Below are 26,076 nucleotides of genomic sequence, written 5' to 3' on the forward strand. Positions count from 1 at the left end.
ACGGAAACCTTTTGTAAGCTTTCCTCGTCATAGTGGAAAATAAGAAGGGGGAGTTTTATGATGTCGGGTGAAAGAACCAGATTTCAATGGCTAACGCCGCTGGTCGTCATGCTGGTCCTGCTGCTCGCGGCTTGCTCATCTGCCAATTCAGATAGCGGAGGCATGTCAGAAGAAGGAAGCTCGAACAAGAACGTGGCACAAAGCGCAGATGAGTCGGCCATGGAGGTTACAACGCAAGCGAGTGCAGAAGACGGTGAGGCACAAGGGAATGCAGAGCAGCCCGGTACCGGTTTCGCTAGCGGCGCAGCGGCTCAGACGGATGCATTCAGCCAGAAGATCATTTATTCGGCTGCGCTGTCCATGGAGGTAGAAGAGTTAGAGGCAGCGAGGACAGCGCTGAAGAATGCCATCCACCAGAGCGGGTCTTATATTTTGCAATTTCAGGACACGAAGCAAAACGGCGAAATCGGTTCGACATACACGATCAAGGTGCCTGCGGACGGCTTTATGCCGTTCATTGACCGTATCGGCGAAATCGAGCATCGGCATTTCGAAACGAATGTAACCGGCAAGGACGTGTCCGAGCAGTATGTAGACACCGAATCAAGACTGAAGGCGAAGCAATTGGTGGAGTCAAGACTGCTTGTAATGATGGAGCAAGCGGCTAAGGCCGATGATCTGCTCAAGTTCTCGAATCAGCTGTCCGCCGTGCAGGAGGAGATCGAAGTTTTGAAAGGCCGGCTGCGGTATCTCGATCATAACGTCGCTTATTCGACCGTCGAGCTCCGTCTCTATCAAACGGATCAGAGCTTATATACGGCCAGCGGGGAGAAGAAGGGGCTCGGTGCCAAAATGTCGGATGCGCTGACGGGCAGTGCCAAAACGGTGGTCGCTGGGCTTCAGCTGCTGCTTGTTATCGTCGCAGGCGCGCTCCCTGTTCTCGTTGTGCTTGCGATTATTGCCATTCCGGTCGTTTGGATGATGAAGCGCAAACGCAGATCGGCAAGCGGCGGCAGCGGCAACCCGCCAGCCGATGACGACAATGTACCTCCAGCCGGGTAACCGTTCAAGGGTGCAAGGTCGGGTTTTTCACGGGATGTCGAAAATATTCCCTTCTTGACGAATATAGAAAATAGGTACTAATCCCTAAGGTAATTATGCTGTGTTCATGACTCTATAACTAAAACTGAACATTTTCTCAAAAATCCTGCTCACAGAGCAGGATTTTTATTTTAGGTGGCGAACTAGTTTATCTTAGTGGGGAAAAGTGGGGGAAAGTGGAGAGCTTGTGGGGAGGGGTGGAGCGGACTTATGTTTATGGGGGAGTTTCAACATAGCATCGATGAAAAAGGCCGTATAATCATCCCAGCAAAGTTCCGCGATTCACTCGGTTCTACCTTTATCGCTACCCGCGGTCTCGATAATTGCTTGTTCGTCTATCCGATGAGCGAGTGGTCCGTCTTGGAAGAGAAGCTTAAAACATTGCCGCTGATGAAGGCGGATGCTCGTGCGTTCACCCGGTTTTTCTTCTCCGGGGCAACCGAATGCGAGCTGGACAAACAGGGAAGGGTAAACTTACCCAGTCATCTGCGCGAATACGCGAAGCTGGACAAGGAATGCATGGTGCTTGGCGTGTCCGGCCGCGTGGAAATATGGAGCAAACAAACATGGGACGGCTACTACGAGCAATCGGAGCAGGCGTTCAACGAAATTGCGGAGAAGCTCGTCGATTTCGATTTCAACTTCTAGAGACGACAACAAGATTAGGAGGGCTGATACGTGTTTCAGCATATTACCGTGCTATTGGAAGAAGCAGTTGATGGCCTCGATATCAAGCCGGACGGCATTTATGTCGATTGTACGCTTGGAGGAGCAGGTCATAGCGAGCTCATCGCGTCGCGGCTTGGCAAGGGAGGCCGTTTGATCGCATTCGATCAGGATGATCTGGCGCTAGACAACGCTCGAGTTAGGCTGGCGCCATATATGGATAAAGTAACGCTCGTCAGGAGCAATTTCCGCGAGCTCGAGCAGCAGCTGCTCGGCTGCGGCGTACCGGTACAGGACGGCATACCGCAGGTCGACGGGATTTTATTCGATCTCGGCGTCTCCAGCCCGCAGCTAGACGAGGCGGAACGGGGGTTCAGCTACAATCACGATGCGCCGCTCGATATGCGAATGGACCGCGAGGAGCATCTAACCGCTCACGAGATTGTGAACACATGGGAGGAACGGGACCTATCCCGTATTCTCGATCGTTACGGCGAAGAGAAGTTCGCCCGCAATATTGCCAGATCGATCGTTAAAGCGAGGGAGAAGGCGCCGATCGAGAAGACCGGCGAGCTGGCCGAGCTGATTAAGATGGCGATACCGGCTGCGACCAGGCGGACCGGCGGCCATCCGGCGAAGCGGTCGTTCCAAGCGCTGCGCATAGCGGTTAACGACGAATTAGGCGCAGAGGAAGAGGCTCTGGAGCAGGCGGTCAGATGCTTGAAGCCGGGCGGGCGGGCATCGGTCATTACGTTCCATTCGTTGGAGGATCGAATCTGCAAACAAATTTTTGCGAAATACGTGGAGAAATGCACATGTCCGACGGACTTCCCGTTGTGCGTATGCGGCAATAAAGGCGTATTGAAATTAGTGAATCGCAAACCGATCGTGCCAAGCGAAAGAGAGCTTGAGCTGAATCCGCGAGCACGGTCGGCGAAACTTAGAGTCGCACAAAAATTGTAAGCTAGAGGGGGATTTGAGATGGCGTACGTGAATGGCAACTTGGCCCTGCAACCGAAGCGAAAGCCGGAGAAGCAGCAGGCTATCCGTGATACGAAACGCGTAGTGGTTAAGAAAAAAACGATTCCGATGCAAGAGAAGCTGCTCTATTTGTTCACTATCCTGATGTGCGTTGTTGTGGCCTTTGTCATTATTTCAAGGTACGCGCAAATCTACGATATGAACCTCCAAATCAAGCAGTTGAACAACGAGTATCAGACGATGAATGTCGAAATGGAAGAACTGAAGAAGCAAGTCGAGATGCTGAACGATCCGGAACGAATTCGCAAGATGGCCGAGACGCAAGGGATGGTGAGCATAACCGACAGCGGGATTACGGTGAAGACCGGCGTGAACGGTGACGGCGTGCAATCCGCTATGCGTGAATGAGGTGGTTGAACGATGAAGAAAAGAATTAAATTGCGGACATTGGTATTTGGAGGGATAATGACCCTCCTTTTTTTCTTTCTAATAAGCCGAATCTATTGGGTGCAAGTCGTTGATGGCGCGGAATGGTATGAACGTGCGGTGAAGCGCTGGTCGGCGCAGGAGACGATCGTAGCGAAGCGCGGCACGATAACGGATCGCAACGGCAACGTGATTGCCATGGATTCGCATGCGTATACGGTAGCGGTCAATCCGCAAGCGATTAACGATGCGGGAATTACGGAAGAAGTGGTAGCGGGACTACATAAAATATTGAATAAACCGGAGTCCGAGCTCCGTAAAATAGTGACGGCCAAAGACGATAAAGGCGCTTTTTACAAACAGCGCGAGGTGCGCCAGGAGGGCTTTAAGATCGATAAAGCGCTGGCGGACCAGGTTAAGGCGCTGCGTGACGAAATAAAGGAACAGCTCGCCAAGGATAAGAAGAAAGTCAGCGATGTCGGCATTTATTTGATGGATGAGCTGAAACGCTATTATCCTAGTCAGTTGCTGGCCTCGCAATTGGTAGGGTTCGTCGATAAGGAGGGCAAGGCGAAGTCGGGCGTAGAGGCTTATTTTAACGATCAGTTGGAAGGAGTTAACGGAGAAATTAAATTTTTGAAGGACGGAAAGAGAGTCCAATTGTCAGATGGGGAAGTGGAGTACCAAGCGCCCGAGGAAGGTCAGGATATCGCGCTGACGATCGATAGCATCATCCAGAGTTACGTGGAGGAAGCGCTTCGCGAAATCGTTGCGAAGTACAATCCCAAGAGCATTACGGCAATCGCAGCGGATCCGAACACGATGGAAATATTGGCGATGGCGAATATGCCGGAGTTTAATCCGAACTCCTATTGGGACAGCAATTATGCCAACTACAATAATCATGGCGTCGTTTCGTTATACGAGCCGGGCTCGACGTTCAAGATTATGACGCTCGCAGCTGCGGTGGAAGAAGGCGTCTTCAATCCGAATGAAACGTATAAGTCGGGCAGCGTGACGATCTACGGCGATACGATTCGCGATATTCAGCGCGGCGGCTGGGGGACGATCTCCTATTTGGACGGTCTCAAGCATTCGAGTAACGTTGCCTTCGTTAACTTAGGCTATGAGAAGCTTGGAGCGGAGAAGCTGCGCGATTATTTGACCAAGTTCGGCTTCGCTCAGAAAACGGGCATCCAGCTAAGCGGCGAGCGAACCGGCGTACTGCAGATGCAGTATCCGATCGAGGTGGCGACGGCAGCTATCGGGCAAGGTGTCGCGGTAACGCCGATCCAGCAAGTGGCTGCCGTAGCGGCTGTCGCCAACGGCGGCAAGCTGATGCAGCCGCAAATCATTAAGAGCATTACGGATCCGACGACGAAGAAGACGACCGTGTTCGAACCGAAGGTCGTTCGCCAAGTGATCTCGAAGGAAACGTCGCGCAAAGTAGGCGAATATTTGGAGCAGGTCGTATCCGACCAAGAGATCGGTACGGGCAGAAGAGCTTTCATCGAAGGGTATCGGATTGCAGGCAAGACGGGTACGGCGGAGAAGTCGATCGATGGCAAATATTCCGAGGATAAGTTCGTCGTATCCTTTGTCGGGTATGCGCCGGTCGAGAATCCGAAGATCGTCCTGTATATCGTGGTCGACGAGCCGGATGACAGCACGGTCGGCGGCGGTTTGGTAGCGGCTCCGGCTTTCCGCGAGATTATGCTCAAGAGCTTGCGCCATATGGGCATTATGCCGGATACGAGCTTAATCAAGGAAGAGGCGAAGAAGGAAGCGCCGGTTGTCGTTCCTGCGGTTACGGATTTATTGGTTGCACAGGCGAAAGCGACTTTGACGCCGAAGAACATTCAGTACGAGCTGATCGGCAATGGCAAAACCGTGCTGCAGCAAATCCCGGCTGCCGGCAGTATCGTTAACCCAAGTCAGCGCGTCTACTTGCTGACGGAACAGCGAGACAAGCTTAAAGTGCCGAATATGACAGGACTTTCTCTGCGCGACGCGCTGGAGATCACGACCTTGCTCGGCATTCAGCTTATGCCTGAGGGACAAGGCTACGTCGTCTCGCAGAAGGAAGAGACGAAGAACGGCAAGCGTACGCTGAAGATTGTGCTTGCACCGCAGACGGGAGCGGGCGCAGTCGAAGGGGATGACGGGTCTGCCGATTCGAGCGATGAACAAAACAACGGGACTGGCGATACCGGAGAAGCCGACAACGGCGATTCGAATGCAACAGGAGATCAAGACGGCGAGAGCGGCGGAGAGCAGCAGAATTCGATTACCTCGGAGTAGCAACGGCAGCGGACTTTACGGCAGATAGCTTGTTCTATAACCCCCTTGTCCCGAATAGGCTGGGAATGAGCGTAAGCGTACGCTCGTCTTTAATCAGCTGGGCTTAAGGGGGAACATGTAATGAAGGTATCAAATGTAACGGTGAGAAGACGCTTATTTATCGTGCTGCTGTGCGCCGGGGTCATGTTCGTCGCATTATGTGTCCGCCTTGGCTATGTGCAGCTGTGGATGGGCGAGCAGCTAGCCGGCAAAGCGGAAGATTCATGGCGGCGCAATGTCCCTTATGCACCTAAGCGGGGCGAGATATGGGACCGAAACGGCGTTCAGCTTGCGTATAATATAAGCTCGCCGACCGTTTTCGCCATTCCTGCTCAAATTAAGGACAGGCAAGCGGCCGCCGCGGCTCTTGCGCCTCTTCTGGATATGTCCGAAGAAACGTTATATAACAAAATGAAGCCGGGAACGATGATCGTAAGCTTGAAGCCGGGCGGCCGCAAAATGACGCTGGAAAAGGCGCAGCAAATACGCGATCTAAGCATTCCCGGCATCGTTGTGGCCGAAGACAATAAACGGTATTACCCTTTCGGAAGCTTGGCCGCGCATGTGCTCGGTTTTACCGGCATCGACAATCAAGGACTTACCGGTATCGAGTCCAAGTTCAACAAGGAGCTGAGCGGTATCGCGGGCAATGTATCGTTCCTTGCGGATGCGGCCGGTCGGCAAATGCCTAATTCCTCGGATACGTACATTCCGCCCAAGGACGGGCTGACGCTGCAGTTGACGATAGATAAACAGATTCAAGCGGTCATGGAGCGGGAGCTCGATCAAGCGATGACCGGCCTGCAAGCCGACAGCGTCATAGCGATTGCGATGGATCCGAATAATGGAGAAATTCTGGGCATGGCCAGCAGACCGACCTATGAGCCGGCTAACTACAAGCAAGTCTCTGCCGAAGTGTATAACCGCAATTTGCCGATCTGGATGACGTATGAGCCGGGATCGACGTTTAAGATTATTACGCTTGCGGCAGCGCTGGAAGAGAAGAAGGTCAACCTGACGACCGAGCGTTTCTTCGACCCGGGCGCGATTGAAGTAGGGGGCGCAAGACTCCGCTGCTGGAAGAAGGGCGGCCATGGCAGCCAGACATTCCTCGAGGTTGTCGAGAACTCCTGCAATCCGGGCTTCGTCACGTTAGGCAATCGTCTTGGCAAAGAGAAGCTGTTCGAGTATATCCGCAACTTCGGCTTCGGCCAGAAGACGGGCATCGATATCGGCGGCGAGGAGAACGGCATTCTTTTCAAGCTGAACCAGGTTGGACCTGTCGAGCTTGCGACGACGGCATTCGGGCAAGGGGTATCCGTAACGCCGATTCAACAAATTACGGCCGTGTCGGCGGCGATTAACGGCGGGACGCTATATAAGCCGCATGTTGCCAAATCATGGATCAATCCAAGCACGGGAGAGACGGTCCAGACCATTGAGCCCGAACCGGTGCGCCAAGTCATATCCGAAGACACGTCGAGACAGGTAAGGGAAGCGCTGGAGAACGTCGTAGCCAAAGGTACGGGCCGCAACGCATTCATCGATGGCTATCGCGTCGGCGGCAAGACGGGGACGGCGCAGAAAGTAATTAACGGACGTTATTCGCCGAACGAGCATATCGTATCCTTCGTCGGCTTCGCGCCGGCGGACGATCCGCAGATCGTGATCTATGTCGCGGTCGACAATCCGCAAGGGATTCAGTTCGGGGGCATCGTGGCGGCACCCATTGTCAGAAACATGATGGAGGACGCGCTTACGATTCTCGAAGTCCCTCGCAGAGAGCAGCAGATTGGCAAGACATATAAGCTCGGAGAGACGCCTATCGTCGCCGTGCCGAATCTTGTTGGCAAGACGGTGTCGGATATTTACGAGGATATGAACATGAATTTCAACCTAACGTCCGCCGGATCGGGCAAAACGGTCATTCGCCAAGCACCGGCGGCCGGTACGAGAGTAGAGCGTGGATCGACGATCCGAATCTATTTGGGCGACGAGGATGATATAAACCATACGCATTGAATATACTATACGGATAGTTGTCGAGTAATTAACGATTAGGCGTACGCCTGCATATATTGAATCCTGTCGAGCTACATCGAGGGAGGAGACTTTTGCGGATGCGTATAATCGAACTAGCTGAGCTGCTCATTACCGCAAGGCTTATAGGAGACGGCGAAACGGTGTTAACGGGCATTGCATCGGATTCGCGCAAGGTGGAGAACGGTCAATTGTTCATCTGCTTATCCGGGAGCAAGACGGACGGACATCTGCATGCGCCGGAAGCAATACGGCGCGGTGCTTGCGCTATCGTAGCGGAGAGAGTGCTGGATATCGACGTTCCCCAACTGATCGTGAAGGACAGCAGGCATGCGGCGGCCGTCATTGCCGATCATTATTACGGCTATCCAAGCCGCGATATGAAGCTAATCGGCGTCACCGGCACGAACGGCAAGACAACGACAACGTATTTGATTGAACAAATATTGCAGGACCAGCGGCAATCGACCGGTGTCATCGGTACGATCGAATGGCGGTATGCGGGCAGTGCCTTCGAAGTATCGGGCACGACGCCGCATTCGATAGAACTTCATCGCTATCTTGCGGAAATGCGAGAGGTGGGCACCGCCTATTGCGCCCTGGAAGTTTCCTCGCATGCCCTTGCGCAAGGCAGGGTGAAGGGCTGCAGGTTTCGAACGGCGGTATTCACGAATTTAACGCAGGATCATCTCGATTACCATCAGACGATGGAGAGCTATGCTGCAGCCAAAGGGCTGTTCTTCTCCCGTCTAGGCAATGAATTCGCCGCCGATGAATCGGAGCGCGCCTATGCGGTGCTCAATGCCGATGATGAGGCTTCAGCGTTTTTTGCAAAGCTGACTTCGGCCGAGGTAGTGACCTACGGCATCGATCGCGAAGCGGATGTGCGCGCGTCGAACGTGCGTATAACCGCGAACGGTGCGACCTTTCACGTAACGACTTTCCGAGGCGAGATCGACATCTCGTTGCAGATGGCAGGCCGATTCAACGTCTACAACGCGCTTGCCGCTATGTCGGCGGCACTCATCGAAGGCATCGAGCTATCGCGGATTAAAGCTAGCCTTGAAGCGATTCCGGGCGTGCCCGGACGAATCGAGTCGGTCAATGCGGGCCAAAGCTTCGCCGTCATCGTCGATTACGCCCATACGCCCGACGGACTTGAAAATGTGCTTCTAGCCATTCGCCAGTTTGCGGAGAAGCGCGTACTGTGCGTATTCGGCTGCGGCGGCGACAGAGATCGCAAGAAGCGCCCTATTATGGGTGCCATAGCGGCGGCATATTCCGATTATGTGCTCGTGACGTCGGATAATCCTCGCACGGAGGATCGTTTTATGATATTAAAGGATATAGAGGTTGGCTTGCAGGAGGCGAAGATTAGCTCGGATAAGTACGAACTGATCGCCGATCGCAAAGCCGCCATTCAAAAAGCGGTTGAAATGGCAAGCCCAGGCGATGTAGTATTGATTGCGGGGAAAGGTCATGAAAACTATCAAGAGATCGAAGGCGTCAAGCATCCATTCGATGATCGCAGTGTTGCGAGAGACGCGATAAGGGGATTATTACATTGATTAGAAGAACGATTGAACAGATAGCGCAAATGGCAGGAGCGAGATATGCCGGAAGCAGCAAGGATATGATGATTCACGGCGTGACGAAGGACTCGCGCCTTCCTTCGGCTGGCAAGCTGTACGTGCCGATTATAGGCGAGAAGTTCGACGGACACGACTTTGCCGTACAAGCGGTAGAGAACGGCGCCGTCGCCTCGCTCTGGAAGAAAGGGCACGAAGTGCCGGAGGCGCTGGCGAATATTCCGCTGCTCGTTGTCGGCGATACGCTGGTCGCGCTTCAGCGTCTTGCCGCCGCTTATCGCAGCGAGTTGCCCGTGCGCGTCGTAGGCATAACCGGCAGCAACGGCAAGACGACAACGAAGGATATGACCGCTGCTATATTAGGCACGACCTATCATGTCCATAAGACGGAAGGCAACTTGAATAACGAGATCGGCCTTCCGATGACCGTACTGGAGTTCGAGGAAGAGATCGAGGCTGCGGTGCTGGAGATGGGCATGAGCGGCTTTGGCGAAATCGATCTGCTGACGAAGATCGCGCAGCCCGATGCGGCGATCATTACGAATGTCGGCGACGCGCATATGCAGCAGCTTGGTTCGAGAGAGGGCATTGCCAAGGCGAAGCTGGAGATTACGGCCGGTCTTGGCGATACGAGCGTCTTGTTCTTCAACGGCGACGAGCCGCTGCTTAAGGCGGAGCTTGACGACATGACTCTCCCCGAAGGGCTGCTCTGCCGGACGTTCGGTCTTGGCAGCCGGAACGAGTGGTCGGCGGCCGATATCGAGCTGGAGCCGGAAGCTTCGACTTTCACGGTCATGTATAATGGCGAGCCAAGCGAAATGCAGCACATTCGCATTCCCGTTCCGGGCGTGCATAATGTCAGCAATGCGCTTGCTGCAATAGCGGTCGGCCGATTATTCGGCGTTCCGGCTGCGAGCATCGCGGAAGGGCTTCGCTCGATGAAGCTGACCGGCATGCGCATTCAACCGGTACGAGCGTTCAACGGCGCAATCATGCTCAACGATGCGTACAATGCGAATCCGACAGCCGCCCGCGCGGCGATCGACTTGATCGCGGAGCTTGACGGCTTCCGCCGAAAATGGGTCGTGCTTGGCGATATGCTTGAGCTGGGCCCGGACGAAAACCGGTTCCATTATGACCTTGGCGCGTATATAACACCTGAGAAGGCGGACGCCGTGCTGACGTTCGGCCCGTTGTCGGAGCATACGTCGGCCGGAGCGAGAACGCAATTCGCGAAGAGTGGCGCGGAAGCGTCGGTCATTCATTTTGAAGAGAAGGAAAAGCTTGCACAGTGGCTTGCGGACGAACTTGCGCCGGAAGACATCGTGCTCGTCAAAGGCTCGCGCGGCATGCGGATGGAGCAGATTGTCCAAGCTTTAGAAACGAGGTGAGGAAATGGATATGATGGTCATCTTATTCTCTATAGGCGCTTCCTTTCTGCTAGCCGTGCTGCTAGGACCATTGTTCATTCCTGTGCTTCGGCGTATGAAGTTCGGCCAGCAAATTCGGACGGACGGCCCGCAAAGCCATCTGAAGAAGAGCGGCACGCCGACGATGGGCGGCATCATTATAATGGTGGCGCTTATGATCGCTTTCCTTAAGTTCTCGGACAAGACGAATGAGTTTTGGGTGCTGCTCACCGCATCGCTCGGTTTCGGTCTGGTCGGTTTCCTTGATGATTATATTAAAATCGTATTCAAACGCTCGCTGGGCCTGACGGCCAGGCAGAAGCTGCTCGGTCAGCTGCTGTTCTCGATTATCGTCTGCGCCTTGCTCTACAACATGGGGCATAGCACAGAGGTGTCCATCCCCGGTACGGGCTGGGGCGCCGATCTCGGATGGTTCTATTATCCGCTCGTCGTCATTATGATGTTCGCGGGAAGCAATTCGGTGAACTTCACCGATGGACTTGACGGTTTGCTTGCAGGGACAAGCGCAATCGCGTTCGGCGCTTTCACGATCGTAGCCTTGCAGACGTCGTCGCATGAATCGGCCGTATTCTCTGCTGCAATGGTCGGCGCGGTGCTAGGTTTCCTCGTCTTCAATAGGCATCCGGCTAAAGTGTTCATGGGCGATATGGGCTCCCTAGGCATCGGCGGCGGTATTGCCGCGGTGGCGATTCTGACGAAAACGGAGCTGCTTCTCATTGTGATCGGCGGCGTATTCGTTCTCGAGATGTTGTCCGTCATCCTGCAGGTGACATCGTTCAAGCTGCGCGGCAAGCGCATCTTCAAGATGAGCCCGATCCATCATCACTTCGAGCTGATCGGCTGGTCGGAGTGGAAAGTGGTTACGGTGTTCTGGCTAGTCGGACTCGTATTTGCCGTACTCGGCTTGCTGTTCGTTATCTAAACATAGAAGATTCAGCGGCGCCCTGCGTGCTCGGGTGCCGCTATGATCCATAGAAGGGACTGTCTGTTATGAATCATCCGTCAGCTTACCGGGATAAACGCGTCATCGTGCTCGGTTTGGCCAGAAGCGGCGTCAGCGTCGCGAAAGTATTCCATAGCCTCGGTGCCGAGGTTGTCGTCAACGATATGAAAAAACGCGAATTATGCCCCGAAGCGGATGAACTGACTGCTTTGGGCATTTCTGTGCTATGCGGCTATCATCCGAGCGATCTCGTAACGGCAGATACGGCGCTGTTAGTTAAAAATCCCGGCATTCCTTACACGGCAGCGCCGGTTCAGCAAGCGATAGAGCATGGCGTTGAGATTATTACGGAGGTAGAGGCCGCTTATTGGCTGTCGCCTGCACCGATCATCGGCATCACTGGCAGCAACGGCAAGACGACGACGACGACCTGGCTTGGCGAGCTGCTGACAGCAGCAGGTTTGAAACCTATCATCGCCGGTAATATTGGGCGTCCGCTCTGCGAAGCCGCACTGGAGGCTACGCCGGAAGATTGGCTTGTGGCGGAGCTTAGCAGCTTCCAGCTCAAAGGCACGAACGCTTTCCGGCCGCGCATTGGACTGCTGCTCAATTTGGCGGAGACGCACTTGGATTATCATGGCGGAATGGACGATTATGTCGCATCGAAGGCAAAGCTGTTCGTCAATCAGACGGCCGAGGACATTGCCGTTCTTAATTGGGATGATCCTATATGCCGTCGTATCTCGGAAGGACTTGAAGCAAAGCTGCTGCCGTTCTCGCTATATGAGCGGCTGGAGACAGGCGTATATGTTGAGCCTCCGTTCAGCAGGGAAGATGGAAGTACGAATGCCGGTTGCGAGCCGGTTGCGAGACAAATCGTTTATCGCTCGGCGGCTTCCGAGGAGGCTAAGGTCGTCGTTCCCGTCGACGAACTTGGCATTCCGGGCCGCCACAACGTCGCTAACGCGCTCGCGGCCGTTGCGGCAAGTATTGCGGCAGGCGCCGCGATCGAACGGCTTGTAGAGCCGCTACGGCAGTTTAAAGCGGTTGAGCATCGGCTGGAGTACGTACGCGAAGCTGGAGGCGTCAAATACTATAATGACTCGAAGGCAACCAATCCTGCTTCGACGATGATGGCGATCGGCTCGCTGCCGGGCAAGATCGTATTGATCGCGGGCGGTTTGGACCGCGGTTCCGACTATATGGAACTGCTTCCAATCTTCCGCGATCGGCTGAAAGGGCTCGTCGCCCTTGGCGAAACGCGAGGCAAGCTTGCGCGCGTCGCCGAGCTGGCAGGTTTAGGCAGCGTCGAAATCGCCGAACCTGTGGAGGACGCCGAGCGTACGCTGCGACAAGCGGTTAAGCAGGCGGCGGCTCTCGCGGGGCCGGGCGACATCGTGCTGTTGTCTCCGGCCTGCGCGAGCTGGGATATGTTTGCCTCATACGAGCAGAGAGGGCGCATTTTTAAAGAATCGGCGCATACCTTGTAAGTAGGGGGCATGTCCCTACTTTCCCATGCTAAGAGGTGTGTTCGCTATGGTTAAAGCGCGTTCTGCCCCGGATATTTGGCTGCTAGCAGCAATTGGGCTTATTCTGGCGATCGGGCTTGTTATGGTTTACAGCGCGAGCGCCGTGCTTGCTTTTCACGAGTACGGCGATCGTTTTTATTTTGTCAAACGTCAGCTATTGTTTGCCGGACTAGGCATAGGTGCGTTACTATTTACTATGAATACTCACTATTCCGTCTGGAAGAAGTGGGCGCCGGCAGCGATTCTTATTTGCTTCGGGCTGCTCGTCATCGTACTGATTCCCGGCATAGGCGTCGTGCGCGGCGGTGCGCGAAGCTGGCTCGGCATAAGCTCGTTCGGCATTCAGCCATCCGAGTTCATGAAGTTGGCGATGATCCTGTTTCTAGCCAAATGGCTGTCGGAGAAGCAGCAGACGATTACCCAGTTCACGAAAGGACTGCTGCCGCCGCTTGGCCTTGTCGGCCTTGCTTTCGGGCTTATTATGCTGCAGCCCGATCTGGGCTCCGGCACGGTCATGCTCGGTGCGTCTATCATTCTTATCTTTACGGCCGGAGCGCGAATGGCGCATCTTGGCGGTCTCGCCATGCTTGGCGTGGTCGGATTCGTCGGTCTGATCTTGGCTGCTCCTTACAGGCTGCAGCGGATTACGAGCTTTCTGGATCCGTGGGCCGATCCGCTTGGCGGCGGCTATCAAATCATTCAATCGCTTTATGCGATCGGGCCGGGCGGCCTGGTCGGGCTTGGCCTTGGCATGAGCCGGCAGAAGTACAGCTATTTGCCGGAGCCGCAGACCGACTTTATATTTTCCATCGTAGCCGAGGAGCTTGGCTTCATCGGAGGCGCCACTTTAATTTTATTATTCCTTGTGCTTATATGGCGCGGCATGCGCGCGGCGATATCGGCTCCGGATACGTTCGGAAGCCTGCTCGCCGTCGGCATTACGGGCATCGTAGGCGTTCAGGTGCTGATTAATATCGGCGTCGTTATCGGGATGATGCCCGTCACCGGGATTACGCTCCCGCTTATCAGCTACGGGGGATCGTCGTTGACGCTGCTGCTCACCGCGCTTGGCATTTTACTTAATATATCCCGTTATTCGAGGTGAAGGTTCATATGCGTATCGTATTGACCGGAGGAGGTACCGGCGGCCATATTTACCCGGCTGTCGCGATCGGCAAGCAAATGCAGCAGGACAATCCGGACACGCAGCTGCTTTATATCGGAACGAACAAAGGAATGGAGAGCCGGATCGTGCCGGAGCAGGGCATTCCTTTTGAAGCGATAGAGATTACGGGCTTTCGCCGCAAGCTGTCGATCGACAACGTGAAGACGGTTCTAAGATTTCTCAAGGGGGTCAGGCGATCCAAAGCGCTGCTGCGCAAGTTCAAGCCAGATGTCGTAGTCGGAACGGGCGGCTATGTGTGCGGCCCCGTTGTGTATGCGGCGGCGAAGCTGGGCATACCGACGCTCATTCATGAGCAGAACGCGATTCCGGGCTTAACGAATCAGTTTCTGTCGCGTTACGCCAGCACGATAGGCGTCAGCTTCAAGCAATCGGAGAAGCTGTTCCCGAAAGCGAAGAAGACGCTCTATACGGGCAACCCGTGCGCGACGAACGTGCTGCGGGCGGCGACGGGCAAAGGCTGTGCGTCACTGGGCCTGCCGCCGCGCAGCCGCTTCGTGCTCATCGTTGGCGGCAGCCGCGGGGCTAAAGCGCTTAACGAGGCGGTGATCGAGATGGCGCCGCTTATGGGGCAGACGACCGACGTTCACTTTGTCTTCGTAACGGGGGACAGTTATTACGCATCGACTTCAAGTCGCATTGAACAAGTGAGTCCGGACGGTATGAAAAATGTGAAGCTCATTCCATATCTGAACAATATGGCCGAGGTGCTAGTGGATGCGACGCTTGTCGTAAGCCGCTCAGGCGCTTCTTCGCTTGCGGAGATGACGGCGCTCGGGCTGCCGTCCATCCTCATCCCGTCGCCGAACGTGACCAATAACCATCAAGAAGCGAACGCGCGCAGTCTTGTTGACGCGGGAGCGGCAGAGATGATCCTGGAGAAGGATTTGACAGGGGAATCCCTGTTGTCGCGCATCCAGAAGCTGTTGAACGACGATAAGCTGATGAAACAAATGGCCGAGGCATCGAAGTCTTTTGCTATGCCCGATTCGGCAGCTATCATCGCTTCGGAGCTGAAGCGGCTGCAAACGAGCAAGTAGGCTGCTGTCACACAAAAGTACGCATAGGCATAATATACTCTATATTCGTGACCATCGCCCAGGCGGCGGATGTCGCAACTACAATCGTGAATCAGCGGGTTTAGTCTACGCTTAAACCTTTTAGGAGGGTCTACCAATGGAAGCATTTAAAGCGGAATTGGAACAAGCCGGCGTCGGTGAAGTTCTGTACGATGTACCGCTATCGAACTATACAACATGGAAAATCGGCGGCCCTGCCGATGTACTCATTCTTCCGGAGAGCAAAGAGCAATTGATTGCCGCGATCCGGCTGCTGAATAAGCATCGGATAAGCTGGACGAATTTGGGCCGCGGCTCAAATATGCTCGTGAGCGACAAAGGGATTCGCGGTGTTGTGATCAAGCCGAGCGGAGGGTTGGATTTTGTGCGTTTCGACGGTTCGCTAGTCACTGCGGGAGCTGGCTATTCATTCGTCAAGCTGGCCGTTGTGGCAGGCAAGGAGGGGCTTTCTGGGCTCGAGTTCGCAAGAGGAATTCCGGGCACGGTCGGCGGAGCCGTCTACATGAATGCAGGAGCGCACGCATCCGATGTGTCACGTATTTTCAAGTCAGCTGAGATTGTGCTGGAGACAGGAGAATTGGTAACGTTCGATCGAGACGACATGAAGTTTTCCTATCGTCACTCGATTCTTCAAGAGCTGAAGGGTTCTGTCGTTGAGGCGACCTTCGAGCTTGCGGAAGGTGACAGCAAGGAAATTTCCGCAGCAACGACCGCTTACATGGATAGACGCCGTCGTACGCAGCCGGTTCAGTCGGCTTGCGCAGGCAGCGTGTTCCGCAATCCGCCGAATGATTTTGCAGCAAGGCTCATTCAAGAGGCAGGCTTAAAGGGGTATCGCTACGGAGGCGCTCAAGTGTCAGAAGTTCATGCCAATTTCATTGTAAACGCCGGGCAAGCGACTGCTGAAGACGTTCTCGCCCTCATGTCCTACATTCAGAGCACCGTTCAGGAACGCTTCGGCGTCCAGTTGGTGCCGGAAGTATTGGTGGTGGGCGAGCGGTAATTCGGAGGTGATACATTGGACAAATTGGTGATTGAAGGTGGGAAACCTCTCTCAGGAACCATAGTTATCCAAGGAGCGAAAAATGCCGCGTTGCCGATATTGGCGGCCAGCTTGCTGGCCGAGGGCACATTTACGATTGAACATGTGCCTGAATTGCTGGATATCGACGTCATGCTGAACATTTTGCGCGAACTGGGATGCCGCGCCGAGCATTCGGGAGATACGGTGGTGCTGGATACAGAGCCCGCTCATACGTCCCATGTGCCGGAATCGTTAATGAAACAAATGCGATCTTCTATTTTCCTAATGGGACCGCTCCTCGCCCGCTTCGGCGAAGCCGAAGTGTACCAGCCGGGAGGCTGCGCGATCGGCGAGAGAAAGATAGACCTTCATTTGCAAGGCTTGCAAGCGCTTGGCGCGGAAATCGAGGAGTTTGGCAACCGGATCGTCTGCCGTGCGGAGAAGCTGCGCGGGGCGGATATTCATCTGAGCTTTCCGAGCGTAGGCGCTACGGAGAACATTATGATGGCCGCGGTAACGGCCGAAGGCCGGACGACGCTAACGAATGCGGCGCGCGAGCCGGAGATTCAAGATTTGCAACGTTTTCTCAACGCTATGGGCGCGAAAATCATGGGGGCCGGAACGGATACGATAACGATAGAAGGGGTACAGTCGCTTAATCCCTGTCATTATCGGGTTATTCCGGACCGTATCGTAGCGGGTACGATCATGGTTGCGGCAGCCGCGACGCGCGGCCAGGTAACGCTTCAAAATACGCAGCCCGCGCATCTGTCATCGCTCATCCATGTGCTGCGTCGCGCAGGTGTTCAAATCGTTGTCGACGGTGATATAATTAGAGTAGGCAGCGCCACTAGACCGAAGGCGGTCGAGAGAGTCGTTACATCGCCGTATCCTGCATTCCCTACCGATTTGCAGTCTCAACTGATGGTGCTTTTAACGCTGGCGGACGGCGTCAGCATTATGAAGGAAACGATTTTCGAAGGACGTCTCAAGCATGTCGATGAATTATCGCGCATGGGCGCCGATATTCGCGTCGATATGAATGCGGCTTTCATCCGCGGCGTGCCGCGACTGTATGGGGCAACTGTTGAAGCAACCGATCTGCGTGCAGGCGCTGCGCTTGTCATTGCAGGATTGGCGGCTCATGGCCGGACGGTTGTCGAACAGATTCATCACATTGACCGCGGCTACGACAAGATCGAATCGATGTTGACGAGGCTGGGCGCTCGCATCTCGCGCTACTCTCCGGTGCCGAATAATTAATTCTATGCTGGAAGCTGATCAGTTAGAAACGTCCGGCTTCATCCTTGCTCAAACTTGATCCGAAGCCGGCGTCAACCTTTACGCTTGAAATATAAGTCATTATGAGTTATACGCTTATAACAAAGCTTATATTTCGTCGCGAAACGAATGCTCACGCCTTCTGAGATCGGCGTTTGCCGTTTGCGCTTGAACGCGATTATTACAGCTCTGAACTCGGCCGCCCGAAGCGGACCGGCTGCGTTTGGAGTTTTTCGTATAGAAAGTAGGGGACAAGTATGAGCGAAATAATGCCGGTCTTAAAGGAACCAGCCAAGAAGCGCAAAGGCAGCCGCAAGCTGCTTGTTGTCCTTTTTTTGTTATTCCTCGTATTGCTTGCAGTATTGTTCTTTAATTCTTCCATTAGCAAAATAGCAGAGGTACAAATCGTAGGCATGAAGCTCGCAACGAAGGCCGAAGTTGCGCAAGCTGCCGCTATTGCGGCAGGCGACGCCTTCTTCGGCACGACGTCTAGCACGATCGAGAAGAGGGTAGAGAAGCTTCCGCAGATTGAAAGCGCGGCGGTTAGCAAGGTGTTTCCCGGAGTCGTCCAAATTACAGTGCAGGAATATCCGATCGTTGCATTCGAATTGTCGCCGAAAGGCGAATTAACGGCTCTCTTGTCGAACGGGACGAGCATAGCCGCGCAAACGGAAGCGATGCTCGTAGCGGACAAGCCCGTACTCACGGGATGGACGGCGAAGGACCCTTTGAAAGTATCGTTGACGAAGCAGCTTGGCAAAATTCCGGTCAAGCAGCTCTCCGATTTATCGGAGATTATTCCAGTCCCTTCCAAAGCGTATCCGGACCGAATCAAAATTTATACGCGTACGAAATTCGAAGTCATTACGTCGGTATCGGTGCTGCCAGAGAAGATCGAAGCGCTGAACGCCGTTATTGAAACGCAGGAGCCCGGCCGCATCACGATGCTGCTTGCCGATACGTACGTGCCGTTCAACGTGGAGGAACAAGAAGATAAGGACGCGGAATCGGAGTAGGATCCCGCCTCTTACCCCTTATATTGGAAGGTTGAACGAGCTGAAATCGTCATTTTAACACCCCAAGCATTAATTTTCTTTCACTTGGCCCCTGTAAAGCGCTTAAACATGCCGTACTATGAAAAAATAGACTACTCAATAGCTTGAAAGAATGGTAGAATTTTAGTTATCGCATTTATACTCGCTGTAGCTGACTGTAATCAAGAGATGACCTGAGCTCTGCAAGGGGCAGGGCTCGCTTGAAAGTGAAAAGAACACCGAAAAATTTGTAGAAAAAAGAGGGAAAATAATAGGCGCGTTGAATATGTAGAAATACCTTTTTTGAAATGGAAATTTAATTAATTAGTTGAAACGGAGGTGCCGCGGTTGAGCAGCAACGACATCATCGTCAGTTTGGACATCGGTACATCCAAGGTTCGTGCGATAATTGGCGAAGTATCCAACGGAGCCATTAATATTATTGGAGTCGGATCTGCCGATTCCGAAGGTATTCGCAAGGGAGCAATTGTAGATATTGACCAGACCGTGCAATCGATCCGCAATGCCGTCGAGCATGCGGAGCGCATGGTAGGTATTCAAATATCGGATGTCTATGTAGGCATTCAGGGCAACCATATTGCTCTACAGACGAACCGTGGAGTTGTAGCCGTATCCAATGAGGATCGGGAAATCGGTGAAGAAGATATTGAACGCGTGGTACAAGCTGCCAAAGTGGTAGCTTTGCCGCCGGAACGCGAAATCATTAACCTTGTGCCTAAGCAGTACTTGGTAGACGGATTGGAAGGCATTTCAGATCCGCGCGGCATGATCGGCGTCAGACTCGAAGTCGAAGCAACGATTGTTACGGGAACGAAGACCGCGATACATAACTTAATGCGGTGCGTGGAGAAAGCCGGACTGCGTATTTCCGGCGTTATTCTATTGTCTCTCGCTTCAGGCGTCATGTCATTGACCAAAGACGAGAAAATGATTGGAACGGTACTTACCGATATTGGCGCGGGATCGTGCACGATCGCGATTTATGATCAAGGCGGTCTTGCCGCTACATCCACGCTGCCGATTGGCGGAGAATACGTAACGAATGATATAGCTTACGGTCTGCGTACGCAGAGCGAACAAGCAGAGAAGATCAAGTTGAAGTACGGATGCGCTAATGTGACCGATGCGGCGGAGGACGTCAAGTTCAAAGTGACCCGCATGGGAAGCAATGCGGAGAAGGAATTTTCGCAGTTTGATCTCGCAAGCATCATCGAACCGAGAATGCAGGAAATTTTCCATCTTATCCGGCAAGAAGTTCGCAAGCTTGGTTACGGAGACAAGGTTAACGGCTATGTGTTGACCGGAGGTGCCGTATCCATGCCAGGCACGCTGGCGCTCGCTCAGTCCGAGCTCGAATCCAGCGTCCGAATTGCGTTGCCGGATTATATCGGAGTAAGAGACCCAGCATACAGCAGCGGCGTCGGTATGATCCAATACGTATCGAAGTATATGGGGCCGCACGGAGCAGGAACCGTGAAGAAACAGGCAAGCCGCAGCAAGGCAGCACCGACAACTTCCTCCAAACCCGGTATGATGGAACGAATCAAAAATATGTTTAACGAATTTATTTGAAAATATAACATTTTATATGTCGGTTAATATACGATGCTTATATTTCAACGCGAAACGCAGCTGCGCCGGATAGGAACGGCATCGGCCGTTTACGCATGACTGGGGGAAAAGAAGGATGTTGGAATTCGATATCGATCTTGAGCAGTTGGCTCAAATTAAAGTAATCGGTGTTGGCGGCGGCGGAAGCAACGCCGTTAACCGAATGATAGAAAACGGCGTCAAAGGCGTAGAATTTATTACAGTAAACACGGATGCGCAGGCGCTTCACCTGGCGAAATCCGAGCATAAGCTGCAAATCGGCGACAAGCTTACGCGCGGACTTGGCGCGGGCGCTAACCCGGACGTAGGCCATAAGGCTGCCGAAGAATCCCGCGAGAGCATTACGAACCAGCTCAAGGGCGCGGACATGGTTTTCGTCACAGCAGGTATGGGCGGCGGCACGGGTACGGGAGCTGCTCCTGTCATTGCCGAGATCGCTCGCGAATGCGGCGCGTTGACGGTAGGTGTCGTTACTCGTCCGTTTACTTTCGAAGGACGCAAGCGTTCCGGACAATCCGAGCTCGGCATCGAAGCGCTTAAGGAAAAAGTAGATACGCTAATCGTTATTCCGAACGATCGTTTGCTAGAGATCGTCGACAAGAAGACGCCGATGCTCGAAGCATTCCGTGAAGCGGATAACGTGCTCCGTCAAGCGGTACAAGGTATTTCCGACTTGATCGCCGTTCCTGGTCTCATCAACCTTGACTTTGCCGATATTAAGACCATTATGACAGAACGCGGTTCAGCGCTTATGGGTATCGGTATCGCGACAGGCGAGAATCGTGCTGCCGAAGCTGCAAGAAAAGCGATTATGAGCCCGTTGCTGGAAACGTCCATTGACGGCGCGCGCGGCGTCATTATGAATATTACGGGCGGCAGTAACCTATCGCTCTATGAAGTCAACGAAGCGGCTGAAATCGTAACTTCCGCTTCTGATCCGGACGTGAATATGATTTTCGGCGCTATTATCGATGAGGATCTGAAGGACGAGATCAAAGTAACGGTAATCGCGACAGGCTTCGAGCATAAGCCATCGCCATCATCGCGTCACGCTGCTCAGCCTCAAGCCTCACAACCGGAAACGAGACAGTCGACTGCTAGCTCGTCGAACACGGTCAAGCCGTTTGGCTCGAACGCCGCGTCGAGCGATCAACTCGAAATTCCTGCATTTTTGCGCAATCGTCCCCGCGGCGACCGCTAAGCTTACAAAGCCCGCTCAATTGGCCTAGCCGAATGAGCGGGATTTTTTTGTTGAGCGGTCAACCGTACATGCCACAAAGCTGAACCTACTGCTAACAGCTGCCTCGGCTCTTAGTACTTGATTGTAAGCACAGATATGATCTTTCAGGACGAGAGTAACTAAAGTGTGTTTTCTGTAAGCGCACGTATGATCTTACAGGTCTTGAGTAACTATAGTGTGTTGTCTGTAATTCTTATTGCAATAGTAAAAATAAGAATGTTGTTTTTATGGATCGCGCTATATTAAAATTATACCAATATGGCATAAGCAGTGTAGAACACCGCTTTCTTTGGACGATATATTCGTTCTAGAGGAAGCGGTGTTTATTTTTTAATGAAAGTGGTGTTGTCGTAAAAACCGATTATCATTCTATTTATGATTCTTGGATGGCAAAAAGCTTGAAGATGAAGAAAGGTGAGGACAGAAGACGGCTTAGAAGAGAACATGGGTATGCTGAAAAGCTATTTTTGGAGAAGGTTTGGTTTCCATTGTTTCAACATTTTAATTGTTGACACCCGAATACGAAGTCGAAGACTATATTGACGGGAAGCGTTATTTGGATTTTGCCTACATACGCGATACCCTTCGTCTAGCAATTGAGATTGATGGGTACAAACAGCATGCGTCGCAAATAACACGTGCTCAATTTTCTGATTCGTTGATGAGACAAAATCATCTCATCTTAGACGGATGGCGTATTTTAAGATTTTCATTCGATCATATCAATGATAAACCCCGAATGTGCCAGCAAGTTATACAGCAATTTAGGGGTAATTATTTCGGAGGTTCATCTGAGTTGCTTGATGGCGTTAATATATTTGAAGCCGAGGTCATTCGTCTTGGATTCCGACGTCAACGCAATATACGTGTTGCAGATGTTTGTGCGAAGTTAGAAATGAACAAGCGGAGTTCTCGGAAACTTCTGCATAATATGCTGGACGAGCAGCTTCTAGTTCATTCTGGTGTTGGACAAGTTAGAATTCGATCGTATAAGGTTAACCCAGCACTAAAACTCGACAAGAAAGGATTACCATTTCCTTAACTTAAGGTCGATTGGAGGCAACATCGTATAGACTCTATTAGTGCGTATGCGCTAACAGAGGGATACCTTAGTTACTGGTGAGCTGTAAGACCATATGCGCTCTTACAGCACTGTTAACGTAACTTGCAACTCCGCATGGACACTGTAAGTGCATATGTGCGCTTATAGAAAAGACACACTTGTATCTCGCGATCTGTAAGAACTTAGGTGCTCTTACAGATCACTCAAGCACAAAGATTGCGCATACGCTCCCCCACCGATAGGCGAGGTACTGTTGAACGTGAGCCAACAACCCGGTTTAACCACCTCTTCCACGTCTATTTTCCTATGTATTCACTCGCGGATTTTATATACATACTCGACAAAAAAAGATATGTCATGACGTCATGAATAGACAGACTTTGAAATACAATTTTTATATACTAGTGTCAATCGTTCTCCAAGGCTCCCGCTGCAAAGGTATGGCAGGAAGGTGGCCAATCTCTACATGTATGTCGATATTATGTTTTTGCGTGAGCTTCTTGTCGATGGTGCTATATTGCTAACGACGGCCTGGGTTCGGCATTTGAAGCCCCGCCACTGGCGCGTTCTATTAGCTGCTGCTGTCGGAGGCTGTTATGTCGTGTTGATGTTTTACCCGCAGCTTAGCTTTATGTTTACGCTTGGCGTCAAAGTCGCAATGTCGCTCGTGATGGTTTGGATTGCTTTCGGTTTTGCAACGGTTCAACATTATTTGCGTACGGTAGCCGCCTTCTATGCAGTCAACTTTGTTGCGGCGGGTGCGATATTGGGCATCTATTATTTGCTTATGCAGGGCTCTGGCGAAGTATGGAGGACGATCACTTTTGTTAGCGGGAGTATGCATGTCGAGTTGAAAATGGGATTGTTCTATTTTCTGGCTGCGTTTTGTATCGGTCTGTATATATACCGTACCGTATTGACGCAAAAACGAGAACGGGAGCTGCTGCACACCCATTTGGCCGAGGTAACGATTACAATCGGTGAACGAACGGAAACTTGCGTCGGTCTGATCGACACGGGCAATCAACTCTATGATCCGCTTACACGGACGCCGGTTATGGTTATGGAGGCTTCCGTCTGGGAAGCGGATTTGCCGCCTGCATGGCTAAGCAGCATACGCAGCGCCCAAGTTGACCGTCTAGTGGCCGGCATGGACAGTCAGCCCTTTATTTGGCAAGATCGGCTTCGGCTCGTTCCTTACAGAGGCGTCAATCGCGGCTCGCAATTCATGCTTGCGCTAAAGCCCGATCACGTTGAAGTCAACCGAGAAGGACAAGTATTTGAAACGCGTAAGGTGCTCATCGGACTTGACGGTGGAAAGCTAGCATCTGATGGGGCTTATCAAGCGATCATTCATCCGTCAATGGTTAGAGAATAACGATCGCAAGCTAGCTCATACAATCGGGGAGGGATGGGCCCATGCTCGTCAAGTGGAAATTGATCCTGCAGTTATACTATTATCGTGTTTTATTTTTATTCGGACTAAAAAGCGATGAGATTTATTATATCGGCGGTAGTGAAGCGCTTCCGCCTCCCTTGACGCGCGAGGAAGAGGAGTATCTGCTGGAGAAGCTGCCTAGCGGCGACTCGGCAATTCGTGCGATGCTGATCGAACGCAACCTAAGGCTCGTTGTTTATATCGCCCGCAAATTCGAGAATACCGGCATTCATATCGAAGATCTCGTCTCGATCGGCGCTATTGGACTTATTAAGGCAGTCAACACGTTCGATCCGGAGAAAAAGATTAAGTTGGCAACATACGCATCGCGCTGTATCGAGAATGAAATCTTGATGTACTTGCGCCGCAACAGCAAGACGCGAACGGAAGTGTCGTTCGACGAACCGCTTAATATCGACTGGGACGGCAATGAGCTGCTGCTATCGGACGTTCTCGGAACGGAGAACGATACGATCTACCGCAATATCGAGGAACAGGTCGATCGCAAGCTGCTGCATAAGGCGCTGGAGAAGCTTTCGGAGCGCGAGCGGATCATCATGGAGCTGCGTTTTGGACTTGCCGACGGCGAGGAAAAGACGCAGAAGGATGTAGCGGATCTTCTCGGCATTTCGCAATCTTATATTTCACGACTGGAGAAGCGGATAATTAAGCGGCTGCGTAAGGAGTTTAACAAAATGGTGTAGAACCAAATCGACATGCGAATGTCGAACGGTGTCAAATTAGGAATAAAAAGAGGTCCCGAGGAGATAATGTACATTAATGTTTCTCCTTGGGAGGTAATCACGTTGACCCGAAATAAAGTCGAGATCTGTGGAGTGGATACCGCGAAACTGCCTGTCCTAACGAATGTCGAAATGCGCGAGCTGTTTACGGCATTGCAAACCCGCAACGAGTGGGCAGCAAGAGAGAAATTGGTTAACGGCAATTTGAGGCTTGTTCTTAGCGTCATACAACGGTTTAACAATAGGGGAGAGTTTGTGGACGACTTGTTCCAAGTCGGCTGCATCGGACTCATGAAGGCGATAGATAATTTCGACCTTGGCCAGAACGTCAAATTTTCCACCTATGCCGTACCGATGATTATCGGTGAAATTCGCCGTTATTTACGCGACAACAACCCGATTCGCGTGTCGCGCAGCCTGCGGGATATTGCCTATAAGGCGCTTCAGGTGAGGGACAGCCTGACGAACAAAAATTCTCGCGAGCCGACGATTTTTGAAATATCCGAAGCGCTGAATGTGCCGAAAGAGGACGTTGTATTCGCGCTTGACGCGATTCAGGATCCCGTATCGCTATTCGAGCCGATCTACCATGACGGCGGCGACCCGATTTACGTGATGGATCAGATTAGCGACGATCGCAACAAGGATGTATCGTGGATCGAGGAGATCGCGCTGCGAGAAGCGATGCACAAGCTGAACGACAGGGAAAAGATGATCTTGTCGATGCGTTTCTTCGAAGGCAAGACGCAGATGGAGGTTGCCGACGAGATAGGCATCTCGCAGGCGCAGGTATCGAGGCTTGAAAAATCGGCGATTCAACAAATGCAGAAGCATGTTAAAACGTGAATTGGCAACATAAATAACGAAATAAGTGGACGAAGTGAAAGAGCCTGCCCGAGATCATTCCCGCGGCAGGCTCTTTTGCTCGTTTTTTTGCTCCTATAGGACATTTTGGGCATTTGGCTCATATAGTAATAAGAAGAAGGTTCGGACGACAAATCCGATGGAAAAGTGGTGATTAGAAGTGAAAATATCTGATTTTCAAACGAAGGACGTTATTAATATAGTGGATGGCAAAAAGCTCGGGCAAATATCGGATCTAGAGCTAGATTTGCGGCAAGGAAGGATCGATTCGATTGTCGTGCCGCAGTTTACGAAGTTTTTTGGCGTTTTCGGCGGGGGCGGAACGGAGGTTGTGATCCCTTGGCGCAATATTGTAAAGATAGGAGCAGACGTTGTGCTTGTTCGAATGGACGATACGAAATCGCTGCGCGCGGAGGACGAAGATTTGCACGCTCGCTCATAAGGCTGTAA

General features: G+C 52.5%; 22 protein-coding genes. All 22 read left to right on the plus strand.

Annotated elements, in window-relative coordinates:
• Nucleotides 1-57: 57 nt before the first annotated feature.
• The 22 genes from J2T14_RS07570 to J2T14_RS07675 all read left to right on the plus strand — a co-directional run bounded on the left by J2T14_RS07570 (nt 58) and on the right by J2T14_RS07675 (nt 26,068).
• Complete coding sequence (locus tag J2T14_RS07570) at nt 58-1,062, plus strand: DUF4349 domain-containing protein (RefSeq protein ID WP_307469457.1); 1,005 nt, start codon at nt 58-60, stop codon at nt 1,060-1,062.
• A 249-nt stretch (nt 1,063-1,311) separates the two neighbouring features.
• Nucleotides 1,312-1,749 carry a division/cell wall cluster transcriptional repressor MraZ gene (gene mraZ / locus J2T14_RS07575; protein ID WP_307469458.1) on the plus strand — a complete coding sequence of 146 codons (438 nt, stop codon included), beginning with the start codon at nt 1,312-1,314 and terminating at the stop codon, nt 1,747-1,749.
• A 30-nt stretch (nt 1,750-1,779) separates the two neighbouring features.
• Entirely contained in the window at nt 1,780-2,730 is a 951-nt protein-coding gene (gene rsmH / locus J2T14_RS07580) for a 16S rRNA (cytosine(1402)-N(4))-methyltransferase RsmH (protein ID WP_307469460.1), read from the plus strand.
• An 18-nt stretch (nt 2,731-2,748) separates the two neighbouring features.
• The gene (ftsL, locus tag J2T14_RS07585) at nt 2,749-3,156 is read left to right on the plus strand and encodes a cell division protein FtsL (RefSeq protein ID WP_307203790.1); all 408 of its coding nucleotides are present in this window, start codon (nt 2,749-2,751) and stop codon (nt 3,154-3,156) included.
• A 12-nt stretch (nt 3,157-3,168) separates the two neighbouring features.
• The gene (locus J2T14_RS07590) at nt 3,169-5,475 is read left to right on the plus strand and encodes a penicillin-binding protein (RefSeq protein ID WP_307469463.1); all 2,307 of its coding nucleotides are present in this window, start codon (nt 3,169-3,171) and stop codon (nt 5,473-5,475) included.
• Nucleotides 5,476-5,595: 120 nt separating this feature from the next.
• Nucleotides 5,596-7,536, plus strand: coding sequence for a stage V sporulation protein D (locus tag J2T14_RS07595; RefSeq protein ID WP_307469466.1), 1,941 nt, complete (start codon nt 5,596-5,598; stop codon nt 7,534-7,536).
• A 98-nt stretch (nt 7,537-7,634) separates the two neighbouring features.
• The gene (locus J2T14_RS07600) at nt 7,635-9,122 is read left to right on the plus strand and encodes a UDP-N-acetylmuramoyl-L-alanyl-D-glutamate--2,6-diaminopimelate ligase (protein WP_307469468.1); all 1,488 of its coding nucleotides are present in this window, start codon (nt 7,635-7,637) and stop codon (nt 9,120-9,122) included.
• Nucleotides 9,119-10,534 carry a UDP-N-acetylmuramoyl-tripeptide--D-alanyl-D-alanine ligase gene (locus J2T14_RS07605; protein ID WP_307469470.1) on the plus strand — a complete coding sequence of 472 codons (1,416 nt, stop codon included), beginning with the start codon at nt 9,119-9,121 and terminating at the stop codon, nt 10,532-10,534. Before J2T14_RS07600 ends, J2T14_RS07605 begins: the two co-directional genes overlap by 4 nt.
• A 4-nt stretch (nt 10,535-10,538) precedes the next feature.
• On the plus strand, nt 10,539-11,495 hold the full coding sequence (mraY, locus tag J2T14_RS07610; protein ID WP_307469474.1) for a phospho-N-acetylmuramoyl-pentapeptide-transferase: 957 nt from the start codon (nt 10,539-10,541) through the stop codon (nt 11,493-11,495).
• 68 nt (nt 11,496-11,563) lie between these two features.
• Nucleotides 11,564-13,006, plus strand: coding sequence for a UDP-N-acetylmuramoyl-L-alanine--D-glutamate ligase (gene murD / locus J2T14_RS07615; protein ID WP_307469476.1), 1,443 nt, complete (start codon nt 11,564-11,566; stop codon nt 13,004-13,006).
• A gap of 46 nt (nt 13,007-13,052) precedes the next feature.
• Complete coding sequence (gene spoVE, locus J2T14_RS07620) at nt 13,053-14,150, plus strand: stage V sporulation protein E (protein ID WP_307203798.1); 1,098 nt, start codon at nt 13,053-13,055, stop codon at nt 14,148-14,150.
• 8 nt (nt 14,151-14,158) lie between these two features.
• Nucleotides 14,159-15,268 (plus strand): undecaprenyldiphospho-muramoylpentapeptide beta-N-acetylglucosaminyltransferase, encoded by a 1,110-nt coding sequence (murG, locus tag J2T14_RS07625; protein WP_307469479.1) that lies wholly within the window; start codon nt 14,159-14,161, stop codon nt 15,266-15,268.
• 136 nt (nt 15,269-15,404) lie between these two features.
• Nucleotides 15,405-16,310 (plus strand): UDP-N-acetylmuramate dehydrogenase, encoded by a 906-nt coding sequence (gene murB / locus J2T14_RS07630; RefSeq protein WP_307469482.1) that lies wholly within the window; start codon nt 15,405-15,407, stop codon nt 16,308-16,310.
• A 15-nt stretch (nt 16,311-16,325) separates the two neighbouring features.
• Nucleotides 16,326-17,594, plus strand: a complete 1,269-nt coding sequence (gene murA / locus J2T14_RS07635; protein WP_307203801.1) for a UDP-N-acetylglucosamine 1-carboxyvinyltransferase — start codon at nt 16,326-16,328, stop codon at nt 17,592-17,594.
• Between the two features lie 275 nt (nt 17,595-17,869).
• Complete coding sequence (locus J2T14_RS07640) at nt 17,870-18,628, plus strand: cell division protein FtsQ/DivIB (RefSeq protein ID WP_307469485.1); 759 nt, start codon at nt 17,870-17,872, stop codon at nt 18,626-18,628.
• Between the two features lie 366 nt (nt 18,629-18,994).
• The gene (ftsA, locus tag J2T14_RS07645) at nt 18,995-20,239 is read left to right on the plus strand and encodes a cell division protein FtsA (RefSeq protein ID WP_307469488.1); all 1,245 of its coding nucleotides are present in this window, start codon (nt 18,995-18,997) and stop codon (nt 20,237-20,239) included.
• A 115-nt stretch (nt 20,240-20,354) separates the two neighbouring features.
• On the plus strand, nt 20,355-21,479 hold the full coding sequence (gene ftsZ / locus J2T14_RS07650) for a cell division protein FtsZ (RefSeq protein ID WP_307469491.1): 1,125 nt from the start codon (nt 20,355-20,357) through the stop codon (nt 21,477-21,479).
• Between the two features lie 595 nt (nt 21,480-22,074).
• Nucleotides 22,075-22,560: a DNA-binding response regulator gene (locus J2T14_RS07655; protein ID WP_307469492.1), complete on the plus strand. Its 486-nt coding sequence runs from the start codon at nt 22,075-22,077 to the stop codon at nt 22,558-22,560.
• A gap of 487 nt (nt 22,561-23,047) precedes the next feature.
• Entirely contained in the window at nt 23,048-23,959 is a 912-nt protein-coding gene (gene spoIIGA / locus J2T14_RS07660; protein WP_307469494.1) for a sigma-E processing peptidase SpoIIGA, read from the plus strand.
• Between the two features lie 41 nt (nt 23,960-24,000).
• Complete coding sequence (gene sigE / locus J2T14_RS07665; RefSeq protein ID WP_307203808.1) at nt 24,001-24,723, plus strand: RNA polymerase sporulation sigma factor SigE; 723 nt, start codon at nt 24,001-24,003, stop codon at nt 24,721-24,723.
• Nucleotides 24,724-24,825: 102 nt separating this feature from the next.
• On the plus strand, nt 24,826-25,608 hold the full coding sequence (gene sigG / locus J2T14_RS07670; RefSeq protein ID WP_307203809.1) for an RNA polymerase sporulation sigma factor SigG: 783 nt from the start codon (nt 24,826-24,828) through the stop codon (nt 25,606-25,608).
• A gap of 178 nt (nt 25,609-25,786) precedes the next feature.
• Complete coding sequence (locus J2T14_RS07675) at nt 25,787-26,068, plus strand: PRC-barrel domain-containing protein (protein ID WP_307203813.1); 282 nt, start codon at nt 25,787-25,789, stop codon at nt 26,066-26,068.
• Nucleotides 26,069-26,076 lie beyond the last annotated feature (8 nt).

The sequence above is a fragment of the Paenibacillus harenae genome (assembly GCF_030812415.1).
Lineage (GTDB): Bacteria > Bacillota > Bacilli > Paenibacillales > Paenibacillaceae > Pristimantibacillus > Pristimantibacillus harenae_A.